General features: G+C 63.4%; 14 protein-coding genes. 6 read left to right on the top strand and 8 right to left on the bottom strand.

Annotated elements, in window-relative coordinates:
• Positions 1-6 precede the first annotated feature (6 nt).
• Complete coding sequence (locus EIP75_RS04745) at positions 7-309, bottom strand: Mpo1-like protein (RefSeq protein WP_125242086.1); 303 nt, start codon at positions 307-309, stop codon at positions 7-9.
• A 139-nt stretch (positions 310-448) separates the two neighbouring features.
• On the opposite strand from EIP75_RS04745, the gene EIP75_RS04740 reads away from it, so the two are divergent.
• The gene (locus tag EIP75_RS04740; RefSeq protein ID WP_158622743.1) at positions 449-1348 is read left to right on the top strand and encodes a LysR family transcriptional regulator; all 900 of its coding nucleotides are present in this window, start codon (positions 449-451) and stop codon (positions 1346-1348) included.
• A gap of 171 nt (positions 1349-1519) precedes the next feature.
• Positions 1520-2989 (top strand): aldehyde dehydrogenase family protein, encoded by a 1470-nt coding sequence (locus tag EIP75_RS04735; protein WP_233584678.1) that lies wholly within the window; start codon positions 1520-1522, stop codon positions 2987-2989.
• Positions 2990-3003: 14 nt separating this feature from the next.
• Here EIP75_RS04735 and EIP75_RS04730 read toward each other — a convergent pair whose 3' ends face one another.
• Positions 3004-4236, bottom strand: coding sequence for an NADH:flavin oxidoreductase/NADH oxidase family protein (locus tag EIP75_RS04730; RefSeq protein ID WP_125242084.1), 1233 nt, complete (start codon positions 4234-4236; stop codon positions 3004-3006).
• A 202-nt stretch (positions 4237-4438) separates the two neighbouring features.
• On the opposite strand from EIP75_RS04730, the gene EIP75_RS04725 reads away from it, so the two are divergent.
• Together EIP75_RS04725 and EIP75_RS04720 are read left to right on the top strand one after the other, a co-directional pair.
• The gene (locus EIP75_RS04725) at positions 4439-4861 is read left to right on the top strand and encodes a MerR family transcriptional regulator (RefSeq protein ID WP_125242083.1); all 423 of its coding nucleotides are present in this window, start codon (positions 4439-4441) and stop codon (positions 4859-4861) included.
• 115 nt (positions 4862-4976) lie between these two features.
• Positions 4977-5987 (top strand): acetoacetate decarboxylase (ADC), encoded by a 1011-nt coding sequence (locus EIP75_RS04720; RefSeq protein WP_233584677.1) that lies wholly within the window; start codon positions 4977-4979, stop codon positions 5985-5987.
• A gap of 1 nt (position 5988) precedes the next feature.
• On the opposite strand, the gene EIP75_RS04715 is transcribed toward EIP75_RS04720, so the two are convergent.
• From EIP75_RS04715 to EIP75_RS24035, 6 genes are all read right to left on the bottom strand, one after another.
• On the bottom strand, positions 5989-8928 hold the full coding sequence (locus tag EIP75_RS04715; protein WP_125242082.1) for a PAS domain-containing protein: 2940 nt from the start codon (positions 8926-8928) through the stop codon (positions 5989-5991).
• Positions 8918-10438, bottom strand: coding sequence for an ATPase domain-containing protein (locus EIP75_RS04710; RefSeq protein ID WP_125242081.1), 1521 nt, complete (start codon positions 10436-10438; stop codon positions 8918-8920). The genes EIP75_RS04715 and EIP75_RS04710 overlap by 11 nt, the downstream gene beginning before the upstream one ends.
• Positions 10439-10545: 107 nt before the next feature.
• The gene (locus EIP75_RS04705) at positions 10546-12483 is read right to left on the bottom strand and encodes a methyl-accepting chemotaxis protein (protein WP_125242080.1); all 1938 of its coding nucleotides are present in this window, start codon (positions 12481-12483) and stop codon (positions 10546-10548) included.
• 380 nt (positions 12484-12863) lie between these two features.
• Positions 12864-14264 carry a hypothetical protein gene (locus EIP75_RS04700; protein ID WP_125242079.1) on the bottom strand — a complete coding sequence of 467 codons (1401 nt, stop codon included), beginning with the start codon at positions 14262-14264 and terminating at the stop codon, positions 12864-12866.
• 321 nt (positions 14265-14585) lie between these two features.
• Entirely contained in the window at positions 14586-14954 is a 369-nt protein-coding gene (locus EIP75_RS04695) for a hypothetical protein (RefSeq protein ID WP_125242078.1), read from the bottom strand.
• A 39-nt stretch (positions 14955-14993) separates the two neighbouring features.
• Positions 14994-15158, bottom strand: a complete 165-nt coding sequence (locus tag EIP75_RS24035; RefSeq protein ID WP_158622742.1) for a hypothetical protein — start codon at positions 15156-15158, stop codon at positions 14994-14996.
• 213 nt (positions 15159-15371) lie between these two features.
• On the opposite strand from EIP75_RS24035, the gene EIP75_RS04690 reads away from it, so the two are divergent.
• Together EIP75_RS04690 and EIP75_RS04685 are read left to right on the top strand one after the other, a co-directional pair.
• Entirely contained in the window at positions 15372-15752 is a 381-nt protein-coding gene (locus EIP75_RS04690) for a hypothetical protein (protein WP_125242077.1), read from the top strand.
• Between the two features lie 272 nt (positions 15753-16024).
• On the top strand, positions 16025-17191 hold the full coding sequence (locus EIP75_RS04685) for a TolC family protein (protein WP_158622741.1): 1167 nt from the start codon (positions 16025-16027) through the stop codon (positions 17189-17191).
• Positions 17192-17269 lie beyond the last annotated feature (78 nt).

Here is a 17269-nt window from a genome sequence, read left to right as displayed (position 1 = left end):
TCGACCTCACATGCGCAGCTTGCCAGTGAGTGATTGCCACAGCATCACCCAGTCACCCATGAAGCTGTAGAGCGGGTACTCGAAGGTGGCGGGCTTGTTCTTCTCGAACACGAAATGCCCCACCCATGCAAAGCCGTAGCCCACCAGCGGTGCCAGCACCAGCAACAGCCAGTTGGCTGTCAACAGGGCCACCGCGATGACGGCCAGCACCAGCAAAGAGCCCACCAGGTGCAGGCGCCGGCAGGTGAGATCTTCGTGCTGCGACAGGTAGAAGGGGTAGAACTCGCGGAACGACTGATAGCGGTTCATGGGGTACTCCTCAACAATGGGCCGTGACGGCCTCTGTGGACCATGGTGATCCGTTTCATCCACCTGCGCAGCTTGCAGGGTCATGTGCATAAAATCAAATAAAGCACGAACCCAAAACCCATAAGCGCAAGGAATGCAGATGCTGGGCCCCGATGTCAGCTATTTCATGGCCGCCGCCACGGCCGGCAGCCTGGGCCGCGCCGCCGAGCAACTGGGCATGACGCAACCGGCGCTGACCAAGGCCATCCAGCGCCTGGAGGCGCGCCTCGGGGTGGGCCTGTTCCACCGGACACCCCGGGGCCTGGAACTGACAGACGCAGGGCAGGGCTTCCTCAAGCGCTGCCAGGTGGCCAGCGGCATGATGGAGGACGCCGTGCAGGAGGCCCGCGACATCGGTGGCGGCCATGCCGGGCTGCTGCGCCTGGGCATGAGCCCGGCCAGTGCGCACTTCGTGCTCAAGGCCTTGTTCCCCCAGCTACGGCAGGAGCGGCCGGCGGCGGTGCTTCAGCTGCACACCGCCTTTGGCGACACCTTGCTCGATGGCCTGCTGCGCCGCGAGCTGCACATGGCGGTGTGCCCGTTGCCTGGCGATCTGCCGCCCGAACTGGAGGCAGAGCCCCTCTACAACGACGCCTTCAGCCTGGTCTGTCACCACAGCCATCCCCTGGCCGCGCAGAGCGGGCCCCTGGACCTGGCCGCCGTGTTGCAGTACGACTTTGCCGCCTCGGGCAAGCATGAGTTCGCCCGTCAGATGATCGAAGGCGTGCTGGCCCACGCCGGCATGCCGCTGCCCAGGGTGGTGGTGGAAGCCAACACGCTGGAGGCGCTGGTCATCATCGTGGCCACGGGTGGCCTGGTCACCGTGCTGCCGCGGCGGGCCCTGCCACCCGAATCGATCCCGGCGTCGCTGGTGTGGCGCCCCGTCGAGCTGCCTGGTGTGCAGCGCCAGATCGGCGTGATCCGCCCTCGGCACACGCCATCGCCCATGGCACAGCGGGCCACCGAGTTGCTGAGGCAGGCCGCCTCGCTCGACCACTGACGGCTGCCGTTTATCGGCGTTGGGTGCATGCCGCACCGCCAACGTACCTTGGGCAACCGCCTGACGGTGCAAGCCCCTGGGCGAAGGTGGATACCCGCATTGACGTTAACCCTAGGGCGGAACAGCATCGCTCATCTGGCCCCTGAGGCCGCCAAGCAATGAGGACTGACCATGAACCGCCCCCTGATGAGCGTGGTGACGCCGGCCGGCACCGGCACCCTGGATGCAGACCTGCAACTGATGCAGCAGGTGTTCGAGTCACAGCAGGCCACGGCGCTGGCATGGCGCAGGTCCACCGTGCAGGAGCGCATCGAACGCATCAAGCGCCTGCGCGACGGCATGCTGGAGCAGCGCGACGCCCTGTATGAGGCCTTCATGCAGGATTTTCACAAGCCCCGCATGGAGGTCGATGGCACCGAGATCATCCCGACGCTGGACGAGGCCAAGCACACCATCAGCCACCTGCGCAAATGGATGAAGCCCACCCGCGTCAGCCCCACGCAGCTGACACTGGGCAACACCGGCTCGATCCAGTACCAGCCGCGGGGCCGCTGCCTGATCATCGCGCCCTGGAACTACCCGCTGTACCTGATGTTCGGGCCACTGATCTCGGCCCTGGCCGCCGGCAACCCCGTGATCTTGAAGCCCTCGGAGCTGGCACCCCGCGTGTCGGCGGTGATGGCGCGCATCATCGCCAAGGTGTTCCGTCCTGAAGAGGTGGCCCTCTTCGAAGGCGCGCTGCAGACATCGCAGGAGCTGCTGGCCAAGCCCTTCGACCACATCTTCTTCACCGGCTCGCCGGCCGTGGGCAAGATCGTGATGGCGGCTGCCGCCAGGCACCTCGCGAGCGTCACGCTGGAACTGGGCGGCAAGTCGCCCACCATCGTGGATGAAACCGCTGATCTGACCAAAGCCGCGCAGACCATCATGTGGGGCAAGTTCCTCAACAGCGGGCAGACCTGCGTGGCACCTGATCATCTGTACGTGCATGAGTCCGTCAAGGACCGCTTCGTGGCCGAATGCAAGGCCGTGCTGGCCGAGCGCTATGGCAGCACGGCCGAGCAGCAGCGGTCCAGCCAGGATTTCACCCATGTGATCAACCAGCGGCATACCCAGCGCGTGAGCGGCCTGCTGGCCGATGCCGTGCAGCGCGGCGCCCGCGTGCTGGCGGGCGGCGAGGTGGACCAGGCCCAGTGCTACATCGCCCCCACGCTGATCGACCAGGTGCCCGCGCAGGCCAGCATCATGGGTGAAGAGATCTTCGGGCCGGTGCTGCCCATCATGGGCTTCACCAGCATCGACCAGGTCATCGCCGAGATCAACAGCCAGCCCAAGCCCCTGGCCCTGTACGTGTGGAGCCGCGATGAGCCCACCATCGACAAGGTGCTGACCAACACCAGCTCGGGCGGCGTGTGCGTGAACCACTGCATGGTGCACGTGGCCCACGGCAACCTGCCGTTCGGCGGCGTGAACAACTCGGGCATCGGCAATGCCCACGGCATCTTCGGGTTCAAGGCCTTCTCGCATGAGCGCGGGGTGCTGCGCAGCACGTGGCTGAACACGATCAAGATGTTCTTTCCGCCGTACACGGAAGGCCGTCAGAAGGTGGTGACCTTCCTGTCGGGGTGGCTGGCCCGCTGAGCAGCCACTCTCCATCACGCCGATGGATGCTTCATCCATCGGCGGTACTTCCAGCTCTTGATCACCGTCTCGACCTGCTGCTCCACGAAGGCGAACGCTGGCGTGACGTTCTGGTTGGGGCGCCTGCCCTTGCTCACCCTGCGCAACTGGTGCTTGACCATGGCCATGTAGGCCAGAGAGGCCAGCACCTTGCTCTTCCACGTGATCGGGCGCAGCACGGGTGCACTGGCCTGGCCGGCTTTCCACTCGCGCGGCAGGTCGGGGTTCAAAGCCAGCGCCGTGCCGATGCCCGCCATGTCGATGCCGCTGCCCAGCACCTGCTCGGCCACAGGCAGGCGCCGAATGCCCCCGGTCACCATGATCGGCATGCGCGCCACTGACGCGATGTCCTTGGCGAACTCCAGGAAGTAGGCCTCGCGCGCCAGCGTGCGCCCATCCCGCGCCTGGCCGTGCATGGCCGGCGCCTCGTAACTGCCGCCTGACAGCTCGATGAGGTCCACCCCCAGCGGGTTCAGCATGGCGACCACCTGCTTGGCATCTTCCGGGCTGAAGCCGCCGCGCTGGAAATCAGCCGAGTTGAGCTTGACCGCCACGGCGAATTCGGCGCCCACGGCGGCACGCACCTCCTGGACCACGTCCACCAGGATGCGCGCGCGGTTCTCGATCGATCCGCCCCAGCGGTCCTGGCGCTTGTTCGTGATCGGCGACAGGAACTGGCTGAACAGGTAGCCATGGGCGGCATGGATCTGCACGCCGTTGAAGCCGAACTTCTCGGCCAGCACGGCGGCATGGACGAAGCGGTGCTTGACTTCGGCGATGTCCGCCTCGTTCATCTCCTTCGGTGGCGTGAACTGCTTGGAGAAGTTGCCAAGGTCCATCGCCACGGCGGATGGGGCGATGGTGGTCTGGCCCAGCGCGGCGGGCATCTGGCGCCCGGGATGGTTGATCTGCATCCAGACCTGCGCTCCGCGGGCGCGGGCGGCCTTCGACCATTGTTCGAAGCGGGCCCGGTGCTGCTCGGATTCGAGCACGACGCCGCCCGGACCTGTCATCGCGCGGCGGTCGATCATCACGTTGCCGGTGATCATCAGGCCGACTTCACCTTCGGCCCACGCGCCATAGAGACGGATCAGCTCGTCGGAGGGGGCGTGGTCTGCATCCGCAAGGTTCTCTTCCATGGCGGCCTTGGCCAGGCGATTGGGGATCAGGGTGCCGTTGGGCAAGGTCAGCGGGGTGAAGGGTGTCATCACAGGGTTCCTCGGTTTCGACACCCGTGACCATAAGTTTGAAGTCAACTTGAATGTCAAGGGCGGCCGTGCTGAAAGTCAGCAGTTCGGTGGCGGTAGCGTGCAAAAACCGCAGATCTGGGGGCTGGGGCTTCGCTCATGGCGCCGTGCTCCGATCCACCGCTGTTAAAGTTAAGTGGAAGCATTCATCGAAGAGGCCCCCATGAAGATTGGCGAACTTGCCAGGCGCACCGGCCTGACGGCCTCCACGATCCGGTTCTATGAATCGAAGGGGCTGCTGAACGCCGTGGACCGGCAATCGAACGGCTACCGCGAGTACCCGACCGAGGCTGTCGCGGTGTTGTCGATCATCATCAATGCCCAGCAGACAGGCTTCACCCTCGATGAGATCAAACAGGTGCTGCCGGTGGATTTCAGCACCTGGCGGCACGAAGACCTGGTCGCTGCGCTCCGCAAGAAGATCGGCGACATCGAAGCGATGGAAGTCCGGCTGGCACAGAACAAGGCCAACCTCATCACGCTCATGCAGCTGATTGATGCGAAGCCCGAGGGCATGGAATGCAAGGACAATGCCTTGAGAGTCATGGACACCATGGGCATCACCGTGGGCAAGAAGGCCGCCTGATGTCCCGCCGGAATTCGCACACCGGTACTTGACCTTTAAGTCAGGTTGAATCTTAGGATGCTCCGGCGCCTCCGAAAGGAGTGGCCTCAACCAGAGCATCAAAGGTGCGAAAACCATGAACATCAGCCACATCGCAGCGACGACTGCGTTGCTGCTTTCCGTCATTGCAGGCCCATCCAGGGCTGCCGACCATGCAGGCCAAAGCAGGCAGGGGGGCGACAAGGTGATCGACATCGCCGGCCAGCCGGTTCCCATCGTGGCCGGCGGCTTGTATGACCGCTACCGCTCCAACCCTCCCTTGTCCGTCATCCAATCCGAGGCGCCAGGGCTTGACCTCAGCTGGTTCAAGGAACTCAGGAAGGTCAAGGTCGACATGGGTTTCGAATCCTATTCACCGAACTTCTATTACAAGAACCGCAGCGTGACGGCGGTGTTCACGGCAGACCTGGCGCGGTTGCGTGCACTGATGCCCGCCGAGGTGTTGGCGCAGGTCCAACCGCTGCAGGTCTGGCCAGGCCGGGGCCTGGTGGCGCTGACCGCCTATGCCTACGAGTACTGCGACAACGACAGCTACAACGAGGTGTCGCTGTCGATCGTGACGAACAAGCCGGGCAGCTCCAACCTGGGCCCGTTCACGCTGATCGGACAGTCGATGTCCAGGGATTTCTGGGGCTACGTGCTCAAGCTGCCGGTGAACACGGAACTGGCCAAAGTGCGGGGCGTGGTCGGGTACAACCTGCCCAAGTGGCTTGCCGGCATCGCCCTCAAGGAGAGCAAGGATTCCATCATCTTCGAGATCAGTGACCACGGCACCGGCAAGACCGACGTGGTGCTTGAAGCCAAGAAGCTGGAAGACCTGTCGAACAAGATCGAGATGGTGACCAACAACTTCACCAACCTGGATCACCAGGGACGCCTGGTCCATGGCTACGCGGTGTCACGCCAGTTGAGCCATGCATCCAGCTCAAGCGCGGATTCGGTCAAGCTGACGCTCGGCGAAGGAGGCCTGTCCACGTACATCAAGTCGCTCAAGCTGGGCAAGATGCTGAAGTACGAGTACGTGCCGGAGTTTCAGAGTGCGCTGTATTCGCCGGAGCCGTTGAAGACGGTGATTCAAGGCAACTGAGTCACTCAGCCAGCAACGAACCCACCCGCGTTCTCAGATCACCCATGTCGAAGGGCTTGACGATGAGCCCCATGCCGGGCTTGATCGTGCCGGTGGGCATTCCAGCCCCCTCGGCATAGCCTGTCATGAAGAGCACCTTGATCTGAGGCAGCCGCTGACGCGCGATCTCGGCCACCTGGCGTCCATTGAGGCCGGGCAAGCCGACGTCGGTCACCAGCAACTCGAAACGCACGCCCGTGTCCAGCAGGGTCAGGGCCTGCTCGCTGTTCGCGGCCTGCATGACTTCCAGGCCCAGTTCGCCCAGGGCCTCCACCACCAGTTCACGCACGAAATCTTCGTCTTCCACGACAAGCACGGTGCTGCGACGGAACGATGTGGGCTCGTCAGGTGAGGGCGCATCCGCGGTCGGTATGGTGTTCGCCTCCTGCAAGGCAGGGTCGTACCTGGGCAGGTACAGATGCACCTTGGTGCCCCGGTCGACTTCGCTTTCTATCTCGCATGCGCCACCTGACTGCTGCGCGAAGCCATAGATCATGGACAGGCCCAAACCCGTGCCTTGTCCCAGAGGTTTGGTCGTGAAGAAGGGCTCGAACACCCTTTTGATGACATCGGGCGTCATGCCGCACCCGGTGTCGATGACGTCGATCCGCAGGCAATCGACCCGCTTCCTGGTCAGGGCATCCGGTATCGCATGGTCCTGAACGTTGCTGGTGACGATGCTGATGGTGCCTCCGTCCGGCATGGCCGCGCGTGCGTTGATCACCAGGTTCAACAAGGCGTTTTCGAGCTGGTTCTCATCACAATGGGCCTGCCACGCATCAGGGGCCAGCTTCATCTCGAGCCTGATGTTTTCTCCCACCGTGCGGCGCAGAAGCTCCTCGACCGACAGGATCAACGCATTGCAATCAAGGGGCTTGGGATCGAGCGGTTGCCGCCGTGAAAATGCCAGCAGCCGGTGTGTCAGGTTGCCTGCCTTGAAAGCCGACCGTTCGGCGATCTCGATCACGCGCGGCAACCTCTCGTAGCTCTGCGTCTGCAGCGAATTCTTGGCCACAGCCAAGGCGCTGATGATGCCCTGGAGCATGTTGTTGAAGTCATGGGCGATCCCGCCGGTCAACTGCCCCACAGCCTCCATCTTCTGGGCCTGGCGCAAGCGCTCCTCGGTCTCCTGCAGGGTCAGCTGCTGTGCCCGCTGTTCGGTGATGTCCCGCGCCACGGCGTAGATCTTGCCGTCCAGCGCCACGGCGCGCCATTCCAGCAGCTTGTACTGGCCATCCGCCGCCCTGAAGCGATTCTCGTAGGCATGGGTCACTCTGCCTGCGGCCAGGCCTGATATCTCTGCCCTTGTGGCCACGCGGTCATCGGGGTGCTCCAGCCACTCTGACGACCGCCCGATGATCTCTTCGGGCTCCCAGCCGAGCACAAGGCGCCAGGCGGGGTTGACGCTCAGCCACACGCCATCGATGTCTGCCACCCCCAGCAGATCGCGGCTGACCTGCCAGATGCGGTCGCGTTCCTGCGTCTGCACCGCCACCTCGCGGGCCATGTCTTCGCGGGAGCGCGCCAGAACCTCGCGGGCATCCACGATGTCCTGGATGTCCGTGCAGGTGCCAAACCAGCGAACGATGCGCCCGCTTTCGTCATGCACCGCCTGGGCCCGCCCCAACACCCACCGGTACTGGCCGCTGTGGTGGCGCAGGCGGTATTCGATCCGATAGGGCTTGCCCGTTTCCAGGCTGTGGCGCCAGATGGCCCAGGCTCGGGGCTGGTCTTCCGGATGGAAGACACCGTTCCATGCTTCGCCATCGGTGCTGCCGGACGGCACCCCTGTGTAGGCATACCAGCGCTCGTTGTAGTAGTCGTGATGGCCATCGGGCCTGGTTGACCAGACCATCTGATCGATGGAGTCGATCATTCCCCTGAATCGGGCCTCGCTGGCTGCCAGTGCCTGTCCGGCCTCGACGCGCTCCATGGCATCCCACGTGAGCCGGGCCACTTCCTCGACCAGCGAGACATCTTCATCCGACCACTGGCGCTCGGTCATCTGATGCACATAGACACCGGCGCACCAACGGTGCTCAACCATGAAGGGCACCCCGATGACGGACACGACGCCCATCTCCCTCAACACAGTGCCGCTCAACACGTCGTGCCCGGAGGCCCTGCCCACCAGTACATTGCGTCCCTGGGAGAGCAGGTCGGTCATGTTCTTGCCAACATCTGCCACCGCCATGGAGCCTGTCAGCGGCTGCCACGGCGGCGCTGCATGAGAAGGGCCGAAGGTCAGTGTCTGAGCGTCAGCGCTCAATGTGTAGAAGCCCGCGCGGTCCACCCCCATGTACTGAGCCAACGCGGTCACCGTGGCAGACATGATCGCCTCAGGTGACTTCGCGGCACGTTGGCTCTCGGCGATGCGGAAGATCAGTTCACGCCGCAGGGCCGCGGTGCGTTCTGCCGCCTGGCTGGCCAGCAACTGGGCCTCGCGCTCGGCCAGCTTTTCGAACTGATCGCGCACCTGGAACTGCCGTTGCCGCATGGTCAGGGCCCAATGCACGGCGCTGGCCAATGACTCGCTGCTCAAGGGCCTTTCCAGCACCATCACATTGGTCATGCCCGAAGGCCAGCTTCTGCGCAAGCGTGCGGACTCGGTGGACAGGCCCGTCTGTTTGGGGGTCAGGTAGACGAAGGGCGGGTCGGACCAGGCGGGCTGTGCCTTCAGGGCCTTGGCGAGCCGTTCCACCCCTGGGCCATGCAGGGCTTCGCTGGTGATGAGCACCGCGCCGGCCTGTTCGTCCAGCATGCTGGACAAGGCATCCAGCGTTGGCGCGATCACCGGCGAAAACCCGTGCCTTGACAGCACCAAGTGCGCGTTCTCCGCATCTCGCCCGGTCGGTGCCAGGATCAGCACCCGCCGGACGATGAGCTCCTGGCTATGGAGCATCAGAACGCTGCTCCATCAATGCCTCTGTAGACCCCACATACTTCGGCACACCTGTCAGAACGCCTCTGAAGGCGGTCAATGCCTCGCCGATGCGCAAGCCCTGGGCATCAATCCTCAGTTCGCGGATCGTTTCTTCATGAGAGCCGCCGCGGTTCTTGATCACCGACAAGGCCTTGCGGATGCGGCCCTCCGCTTCAAAGAAGCGCAGAAGCAGGACCACATCGCTCAAGTAGCTGACGTTGATGCCCGCCGTCGCCATCGTGCCGACCAGGCTTTGCTGGGCATTGATCAACAGGGAAAGCACGCCTTGCTGGTTCAGGTACGACAGCAATTCGTGCATCTGAAGAACCAGCTGATTCTCCTGCGGCATGGCGCTGAGGTAGCCGCTCAGGCTATCGAGCACCACCATCTTCACCTGCTGTTGCTCGACTTCCTCCTGGATCATCGATGCGAATTCACCTGGGGATATCTCTGCGGGATCGACCTGCCGGATGTTCAGGAAGCCCGCGTCAATGCAGGCCTGCAGATCCAGTCCCATCAGCTTGGCACGCTGGAGGAGGGTGCCGATGCGTTCGTCGAACTGGTAGATGGCCACGCGTTCGCCACGCGCACAGGCGGCCGCGGCAAACTTGAGCGCGATGTTGGTCTTGCCAGAGCCGGCGGGTCCCGAGATCAATGTGGATGTGCCACGGCGCGGCCCGCCATGCAGCAATGCATCGAGCTCCGGGCTGCCGCTGGACACGGGCTCGCCGATGAAGGGGGTTCGGTGCTGCGACGCGATCAGGCGAGGGAACACGACCATGCCACCACGCCTCAGGACGAAGTCGTGGTAACCCTCCACGAAGTTCACGCCACGCAGCTTCTGCACCTGAACACGCCTGCGGGAGCCGCCGAAATCCAGCGTCTGACGCTCCAGGGTGATGACACCGTGGCTCAGGCTGTGCAGGTGCGCGTCGCGCTCGCCCGCGTTGTCGGTCATGTCATCGATCAGCAGGGTGGTGATGTGGCGCTCTGCAAAGTACTGCTTGAGTGCCAGCACCTGGCGCCGGTAGCGCAAGGAATCCTGGGCCAGCAGGCGCATCTCCGACAGGCTGTCGAACACCACGCGCCTGGCCTTGAGCGCCTCGACGCGTGCCGTGATCAATTGCACCGTGGCGGTGAGCTCCACCTCCCAGGTGTGCAACAGGGTCTGGTCCGTGCCTGCTCCCAGGGCATCGCTGGCCTGGGCCAGTTCGAACAGCTCAATGCCCTCCAGCGACCACCCGTGCGAGTTCGCCACGGACACCAGCTCTTCACTGGTCTCTGACAAGGTGATGTACAGCGTAGGCTCACCGGCCTTGACGCCTTCCAGCAGAAACTGAAGGGCTGCCGTGGTCTTGCCTGCGCCCGGCTTGCCCTCCAGCAGGTAAAGGCGGCCCGTTGGAAGCCCACCCCGCAAAACCTTGTCCAGGCCAGGGATGCCTGTGGAAGCGACGGCTGGGTTTTCTGAAGAAGAGGGCACTGTAGACATGGGCTCCAAGCAATGTGGCAGCTTGTGGCCAAAGCCCCATTCGCCGCCTTCCGAATAATCTTACTCCGGCAGAAAGCAAGACGTTCAGGGCAGGGCGAATGGAGGGTCTACGCCAGGGTGAACCGGTCCACCGCCTCGCGCAGACGCGTGGCCTGATCGTTCAGGCTCGACGCCGCCGCGCTGGACTCTTCCACCAGGGCGGCGTTCTGCTGGGTGGTCTGGTCCAGTTGAGTCACAGCCTGGTTCACCTGCGCAATGCCCAGGTACTGCTGCTCGCTGCTCATGGCGATGTCGCCCATCATCTGGCTGACCTGCTTGACCTGCTGCACCAGGCGCTCGATGGAGTGGCCTGTCTCTGCCGCGAGGTCGTAGCCCTCATCCACGTTCTGCACGCTGTCGCTGATCAAGGTTTTGATCTCGCGCGCGGCCTGGGCCGAGCGCTGCGCCAGCGTGCGGACCTCGCCCGCCACCACCGCGAAGCCGCGGCCCTGTTCGCCCGCACGTGCTGCCTCCACAGCGGCATTGAGCGCCAGGATGTTGGTCTGGAAGGCGATCGCGTCGATCACGGCGTTGATCTCGGCAATCTTCTGGCTGGACTGTTTGATGGTCTCCATCTTGGACACCACGCGTGCAAAGGTCTCTCCGCTGCGCGAGGCCTCCGCCGATGCCTCACCGGCCAAGCCGTTGGCCGTCTTGGCGATGGTGGCGTTGCTGCCCACCGTGGCCGACATCTGCTCCATGGACGAGGCTGTTTCCTGCAGCGATGCGGCCTGGTTCTCGGTGCGGGCGCTCAGGTCCTCGTTGCCCTGGGCGATCTGTGTGGCCGCCGTGGCCACCGACTCGCTGGCAGCCTTGATGCCATTCAAGGTCTGGCGGAACTGCACCACGGTGCGTCCCAGCGTCTGCACCATCTGGCCAACCTCATCGCGCTGATCGGTGTGCAGTTCGCCACGCAGGTCACCCCGGGCCAGGGCCTCGGTGGCACGCACGGCCATCTGCACCGTGCGGGTGGTCTGGCGCACGATGAGCATGCTCACCCACACGGCCACCGCGGCTGCCGCCAGCATCGAGCCCACCAACAAGGTCAGTTGCCGGTACTCATGCGCCAGGCGGTTGTCAAACATGCGGGTCAACTGCGTGATGACCGCATCGCCCGCGGCGAACTGGGCCTTGATCGTGGTGGTCATGTCATCGAAGAAGGGGCCGGAAGCCTGGTTGGATGCCACCGCAGGGTCGAGCAGCGGCGCCATCAGGACTTGCGCCTGTTGATAGGCCTGGCGTGAAGCCTCGAATGCCTGCTTGACCTCTGCCGTCAAACCATCCCCGGAGTGGTCCGCGATCTCCATGTCCCGCACAGCGTCCTGGGCGTGCACCTGCGCCGCCTGCACGATGGTGTTCATCATGATCACGTCCTTGACCTCCGAGCTGTGCTGCGCCAGCATGCCCGTTCCTTTGCCCCGGGCGAGCGCCAGCTTCTCGGTCATGCGCGGCAGGTCGCGCAGCGAAGCCATGATCAGGTAATAGCTTTGCACATCGGCATCCAGGGCCATGCCGCTGACGGACATTTCATCCTCCAGCAGCAAGAGCAGCTGAGCCACAAGCTGGGTATGGCGCTGCAGACTCTCTGCAGGCTTGAGCCCGCCGCCGGTCACGTCCTTTTGCAGAGCCTGCCAGGCACTGCGCGCTTTTTCTACCGTGGGTTGAAGTCTGCCTGCCTGGCCCACGGCGGACAGTTGCTGGGCCAGCAGATCGTAAGTCTGGTCCACGGCCTGCTGGCGGGCTTGACGGGCTTCCTGCTTGCTGGGGTCTCCGCCCAGCACCGCAGCAGACAGGCCTCGGTGCTCCTGCGTCAGGCGGATGAGCTCAAGCATGGTCCGAGAGGGCTGCAGCCCGTCTTGTTCCGCTTGAAGCACCTTCACGTTGGCGATCACGTCGTGCAGCACCATGCCTGACGGGACGGCCGCCATGGTCAAGGCGACCAAGCCCAACACACCGAACTTGCCGCGCAGCGACAGATTGGCAATCCAGCTCGAGATGCTTGACATGTCTTCGATATCCGAAAAAAAGATCGGGTGGCCGCACCAATATGGCGCGGCCACCCTGTGGTCTGTAGTGATTGGGAACGTTGCCCGGGATGGTTCGGTATCGGCTTGAGGCGGCCAGACTTGACCCTGTGCAACGGGCGTTACTTCTTGGGTGCCCCCTGTTGGTCTCTATGTCGTATTGCCTACAATGTATATTATGTAAACTTACAGAAAGCAGTGAAGCTTGACTACCTCATCAGGTCCAGCGAGCTTCAGTCGAGCCTCAAGAGCGCTGGAATCGAACGCCGGGGCTCCTACCATCCGAACACTTGGGAACCGTTCGACACGGTCAAGTCCGCAAAGGACAACGCGGGCCCCGCATCCGTAGGCGTCATGACGCCCTATTGGTACGTGGCCATCATCAAACGCCTGGCGCCCCCGCCCACCGGCGAGCTGACCTCCCAGAACGCCGCCCATCCGCGAGTTCCGAAGGGAATCAGCCGCTGAATGGTCGTGATGTCATAGGGGAAAGTCGGCCGAGTCGCAAAAACCGCAGGGGTGGCTGCCGTGCTCCATGCGCCATCAACTCTTGTGCTTACATGGACTTCGAAGTCACCGCTGCCGGTTCTGGCAAATGAAAGAACTCCCGGCTCACCTTGAGCATTGAAGGCAACGCTCACCCGGGGGTAGGCACTTCCATCGGTGGCGTCAACCAGTTCGGAAGCCCCCCAAGACTCTGTTGCTTCCTTGTAGACAACAGCCCTGAGCCTCGATGGGCTGGCGATAAGGGTCGTCCTGTAAACCACGATTGAATTACCGCTACCGTCAACGCTTGGGTAGATGTCCGAAAGGACCTCGCCTGCTGGCATCGCGGCCACCAGGCGAGCGCCGCCCCAGCCACCATCCACACGACGGACGCTTGCATACAGCCGCCCCGTGTCGTCGCGCCATGCGACGAGCGCCCTTCCGCTGGCATTAGCGGCAACCTCGTACGTCTCTCCTACAGTCGCCGGAGTCGGGAGCTGATTGACGCACTGAGCGCCAGACCAAGCCCCTGCTGCGAACCGACGAACTGCAAGGCACACAGCTGACACCGACGCCTGACGCGCCACTGTTGTTACCGCCGTAGAGCTTTCCGCGGCGGCCTTGCGAGTTGAGACAGAGAAGCCAAGAGCCGGGTCATCCAGGCGTACTTCGGCACCAAGGCCATTCACGGCATCGACGTGCCGAACGAACTGGTCTTGGGTGGCGTAGGGGCCTATGTAGGAGTAGAACAGCCACCCTTGGCCATCAGCGCCTGCGGCAACGGCATCGGCATACAAGGACATGCCTGGTTCGAGGCCATCGTCCACCCAAGTGGTCCCCGTGAAGTGTCCCGTACGCGTCACCACGGTGTTCGGGCCGGTGTTGTCGGGCCAGTACAGGCGTGCCACACCACTTGCGTCTACGGCAGCCCAACCAATCGAATTTGCTACCGTCGAAACAGGCACGAAGCCTGAGGACACGCCGTTCGGTCCATCAAAACGGGCGTAAAGCGTCCCGCCGAGGATTGCGCGAAAGACTGTCCATGCACCGGCTTTGGACACATGGAACGGCGTGTAAGCCAAACCAGTCGGCAGGCCGGTCATGCTGGATGTGGGAGCGACTTGCCAAGAGCCAGCGCTGTAGCTCGCGCTCTGAGCGTCCAGCAGGTTGGTCCCAGAGTTGAAGCCGAGCCAATCGACCGTTGGAGCGCTTGGAGTATCCAGCCCATAGCCACCGCCGGGAACCAACGCCACCGAAGCCTCGGCAAGGCTGGTCATCTGCCATTGCATGGCTGTGGGTCGCTCTGGAGCCGGAGGTGGGGTCGTATCTGGAGGCTTACTACTACCGCCGCCACATGCGACAAGTGCCATTGCTGCGCTTAACGCAAGCGCGTACCTCCACCTTTGATTCGTTCTCATCTGCCTGCCCTGCAAACAACTGCTTAGTGTTTAGAAGTGTAAAGAATAGGGCTGGCTTTTTGCACTTGCTGAGTCCCGCATACGAGGGGTACCTTCAATGTCGTTAGCTGGAGGTCTTCTTACCGTGTACGTAAAGTCCTTGATTTTTTGGGCTGTTGGCAAACTTGGCCTGGGCCAACACTATTCGTACTCTGCAATGATTTCCTTGAGGAGCTGCACAGAAGCATCTACATCTTTCTCGAACTGCTTGATGGCATTCATCGTGGGCTCGAATGGGACCTGGAAGGCCGTGACGAGCGCGTTGATTTCAGTTGGAAGCTGCGGAAGTAACCGCAGCCACCGTTTCATCGCCACGATAAGACGCCGTGCTGCATTGCGCAGGTCAATCAGCTCCTCAAGAATCACTTTGAGGATTCCAAGCTTTCGTTGATTCATCAGCCCGTCATCCATGTCGAGCAGCGTGCCAACGCTGTCCCTGTGGCTGGCGTATTCAAGCCTTGCCTGGCGAAGGAACAGCGCAATGGCCTGTATCAGTTGCCCTATCGTCATTTTTTCTCCTCGAGAAGTTCGTCTAAGGCGCAGGTCAAGCTATACCTTGAGCTTGGCCAGTTCCTTCTTCTTCTTGACGCCAGAGGCAGCCTTGGCGAAGGGCTTCTCGAGCTTAGACAGCAACGCGACGCTCTTGCCGATGCGCTTGAAGGCTGCAGTGAGCTTGTCTGCATGAACCTTGGAGATCTTTTTCTCTGATGCCATGGTGACTTCCTCCGTGAGGACAGGCCAAGAGCACAAGCGAACCAGAGTTGCTTGGGCACGCGACTTCAGTCGTTCAGTAACAGTGCTTCTGCCAGTTCTGTCAACCAGCGCACCTGCATCCCTCTTTATTGATGGGATTCAATCTATGCCACAGGCGCAGCAGTGTCAATCCTTCTCGTGATTGGGGCTCCGCGCATGGGCTAAGATCCGCCCATGCGCCGTTTTGTCGCCATCCTCCTGCTGATGCTGCTCCCGCTGCAATCCATCTGGGTTGCAGCCGCGCCGTATTGCCAGCATGAGGAATCGGCCGGAGTCGGCCATGTCGGGCACCACAGTCACGAGCACCACAGCCATGACACAGCCGACAGCGCCCATGCATCCGCCATGGACAAGGGCTCTACGCCCGATCAGCCGCCTGGGCTGGAACACGCCGACTGCCATGTTTTCCACGCGGGCAGTTCGCCCCTGAGCGAACAGGCGTTCAACTTCCACCTTCGTCTGTCGGCCGACAGGTTGGGGCTGGAACCCGTGGCAGCACTGCCCTCCCCCTTGCCCGCCCGCCCCGAACGCCCCAAGTGGGCCAGCCTCGCCTGAACGGCGAGGCGGCTGCTGGCAAGCCCTCTTTCTGACATCACGCGCGCCTTGCGCGCGCCCCGGTACTTTCACCCGCCGGGCCCGATGTGCCTCGCCGATTCCGCTCATGGTTCACCACCGAGAAGAATCGCATGCGAATTCCATTGCTCCACAGGCAGCTTCTGGCACGCTGGCCAGGCGTTGGCGCTGTCTTGCGCCAGGCACTGCTGTTGTTGATCGCGCTGAATAGCGCCCCCGCGGCTCGCGCGGAGTCTGCTTCGTCATCACCCACCATGACGCTGAGCCAGGCCTTCGAGCAGGCCTGGCAGCGCCATCCAGCTTTCCGAGCGCTGGCGGACCGGCGCGCCGCCGGGGAGGCATCGCGCCAGGCAGCGCACGCCTGGACGGCGCAGCCGCTGTCCCTGGACCTGCGCACGCAAGACGATCGTGTCGGCTCGGACCGTGGCGCACGCGAAGTGGAAGCCGGCGTGGTCTTGCCGCTGTGGCTGCCAGGCCAACGCCATCAGGCCCAGCAACTGGCCGAGGGCGAATCCCAGGCGCTGGAAGCCCGCATCGGCGAAGCCCGGCTGGTACTGGCCGGCCTTGTCCGCGATGCCTGGTGGGCCTGGCATCGCGCCAATGTCGAGTTGCAGCTGGCACAAGCCCGCATGGACCACGCGCAAGCCTTGCTGGCCGACGTGCGGCGTCGTGTGCAGGCCGGGGATCTGGCCAGATCGGACCAGCACCAGGCCGAAGGCGCCCTGGCGTCGGCCGAAGCCAGCCGCGCCCAGGCTGAATCGCAGCGTTCGCAATCCTGGCAGGCGCTGGCGGTCTGGCTTGCCGTGCAAGGGGTGGACGAACCGGGCCCCCTGGCACCCCAGGCCGAAGCCGTCGACTCACTGACGGAGGGCTCCGCGCCCAGCACCGAGGCCCATCCTACGGTGCTCGCCCTGGGCACCCAGGCCATGGCTTCACGCCGGGCGGCCGAGTTGGCCGCCACACAGGTGCGCGCCAACCCGGAGCTGTCACTGGGTACCGTGCAAAGCCGTGACGTGCGAGGCGAGGGTTACCAGCGCGCCCTGATGCTGGGCCTGAAAGTGCCCCTGGGTTCATCGCCCGCGCAAGCCGCGCAGGCCGCCCGGGCCAGGGCCGATGCCAGCGAGATCGAGGCCCAGCTGGAGTTGGCGCGCCTTCAAGTTGCGCGGGGGCTTTCGGGGGCACAGACGCGGCTGCGGCTCGCCAGGCAACAGCAGGACGCCACCCGGAAACGCGCCCACCTGGCGCAAGAAAACCTTGCGTTCTTCGACAAATCTTTTCGGCTGGGAGAAACCGATCTGCCCACGCGATTGCGCATGGCCCTGGAAGCACAAGAGGCCGAACGGCAGGACGCGCTCGCACGCGTTGATGTTTCTGCGGCCACGTCGGCACTGCGGCAGGCCGCAGGCCTGTTGCCTGAATGACGTTCGCCCAGCGCCCACTACCCCCATTTGATTGAAGGCTCATCCATGATTGCCCACACCACTTCATGGCCCCACGGT

Origin of the sequence: Aquabacterium soli (assembly GCF_003933735.1) — a bacterium.
GTDB lineage: Bacteria > Pseudomonadota > Gammaproteobacteria > Burkholderiales > Burkholderiaceae_C > Aquabacterium > Aquabacterium soli.
This window is presented reverse-complemented; position numbering and strand designations above follow the sequence as displayed.

Coding starts and splice junctions, on each gene's coding strand:
- EIP75_RS04745 (WP_125242086.1), bottom strand. CDS start 309: ATGAACCGCTATCAGTCGTTCCGCGAGTTCTACCCCTTCTACCTGTCG.
- EIP75_RS04740 (WP_158622743.1), top strand. CDS start 449: ATGCTGGGCCCCGATGTCAGCTATTTCATGGCCGCCGCCACGGCCGGC.
- EIP75_RS04735 (WP_233584678.1), top strand. CDS start 1,520: ATGAACCGCCCCCTGATGAGCGTGGTGACGCCGGCCGGCACCGGCACC.
- EIP75_RS04730 (WP_125242084.1), bottom strand. CDS start 4,236: ATGACACCCTTCACCCCGCTGACCTTGCCCAACGGCACCCTGATCCCC.
- EIP75_RS04725 (WP_125242083.1), top strand. CDS start 4,439: ATGAAGATTGGCGAACTTGCCAGGCGCACCGGCCTGACGGCCTCCACG.
- EIP75_RS04720 (WP_233584677.1), top strand. CDS start 4,977: ATGAACATCAGCCACATCGCAGCGACGACTGCGTTGCTGCTTTCCGTC.
- EIP75_RS04715 (WP_125242082.1), bottom strand. CDS start 8,928: ATGCTCCATAGCCAGGAGCTCATCGTCCGGCGGGTGCTGATCCTGGCA.
- EIP75_RS04710 (WP_125242081.1), bottom strand. CDS start 10,438: ATGTCTACAGTGCCCTCTTCTTCAGAAAACCCAGCCGTCGCTTCCACA.
- EIP75_RS04705 (WP_125242080.1), bottom strand. CDS start 12,483: ATGTCAAGCATCTCGAGCTGGATTGCCAATCTGTCGCTGCGCGGCAAG.
- EIP75_RS04700 (WP_125242079.1), bottom strand. CDS start 14,264: ATGACCAGCCTTGCCGAGGCTTCGGTGGCGTTGGTTCCCGGCGGTGGC.
- EIP75_RS04695 (WP_125242078.1), bottom strand. CDS start 14,954: ATGACGATAGGGCAACTGATACAGGCCATTGCGCTGTTCCTTCGCCAG.
- EIP75_RS24035 (WP_158622742.1), bottom strand. CDS start 15,158: ATGGCATCAGAGAAAAAGATCTCCAAGGTTCATGCAGACAAGCTCACT.
- EIP75_RS04690 (WP_125242077.1), top strand. CDS start 15,372: ATGCGCCGTTTTGTCGCCATCCTCCTGCTGATGCTGCTCCCGCTGCAA.
- EIP75_RS04685 (WP_158622741.1), top strand. CDS start 16,025: ATGACGCTGAGCCAGGCCTTCGAGCAGGCCTGGCAGCGCCATCCAGCT.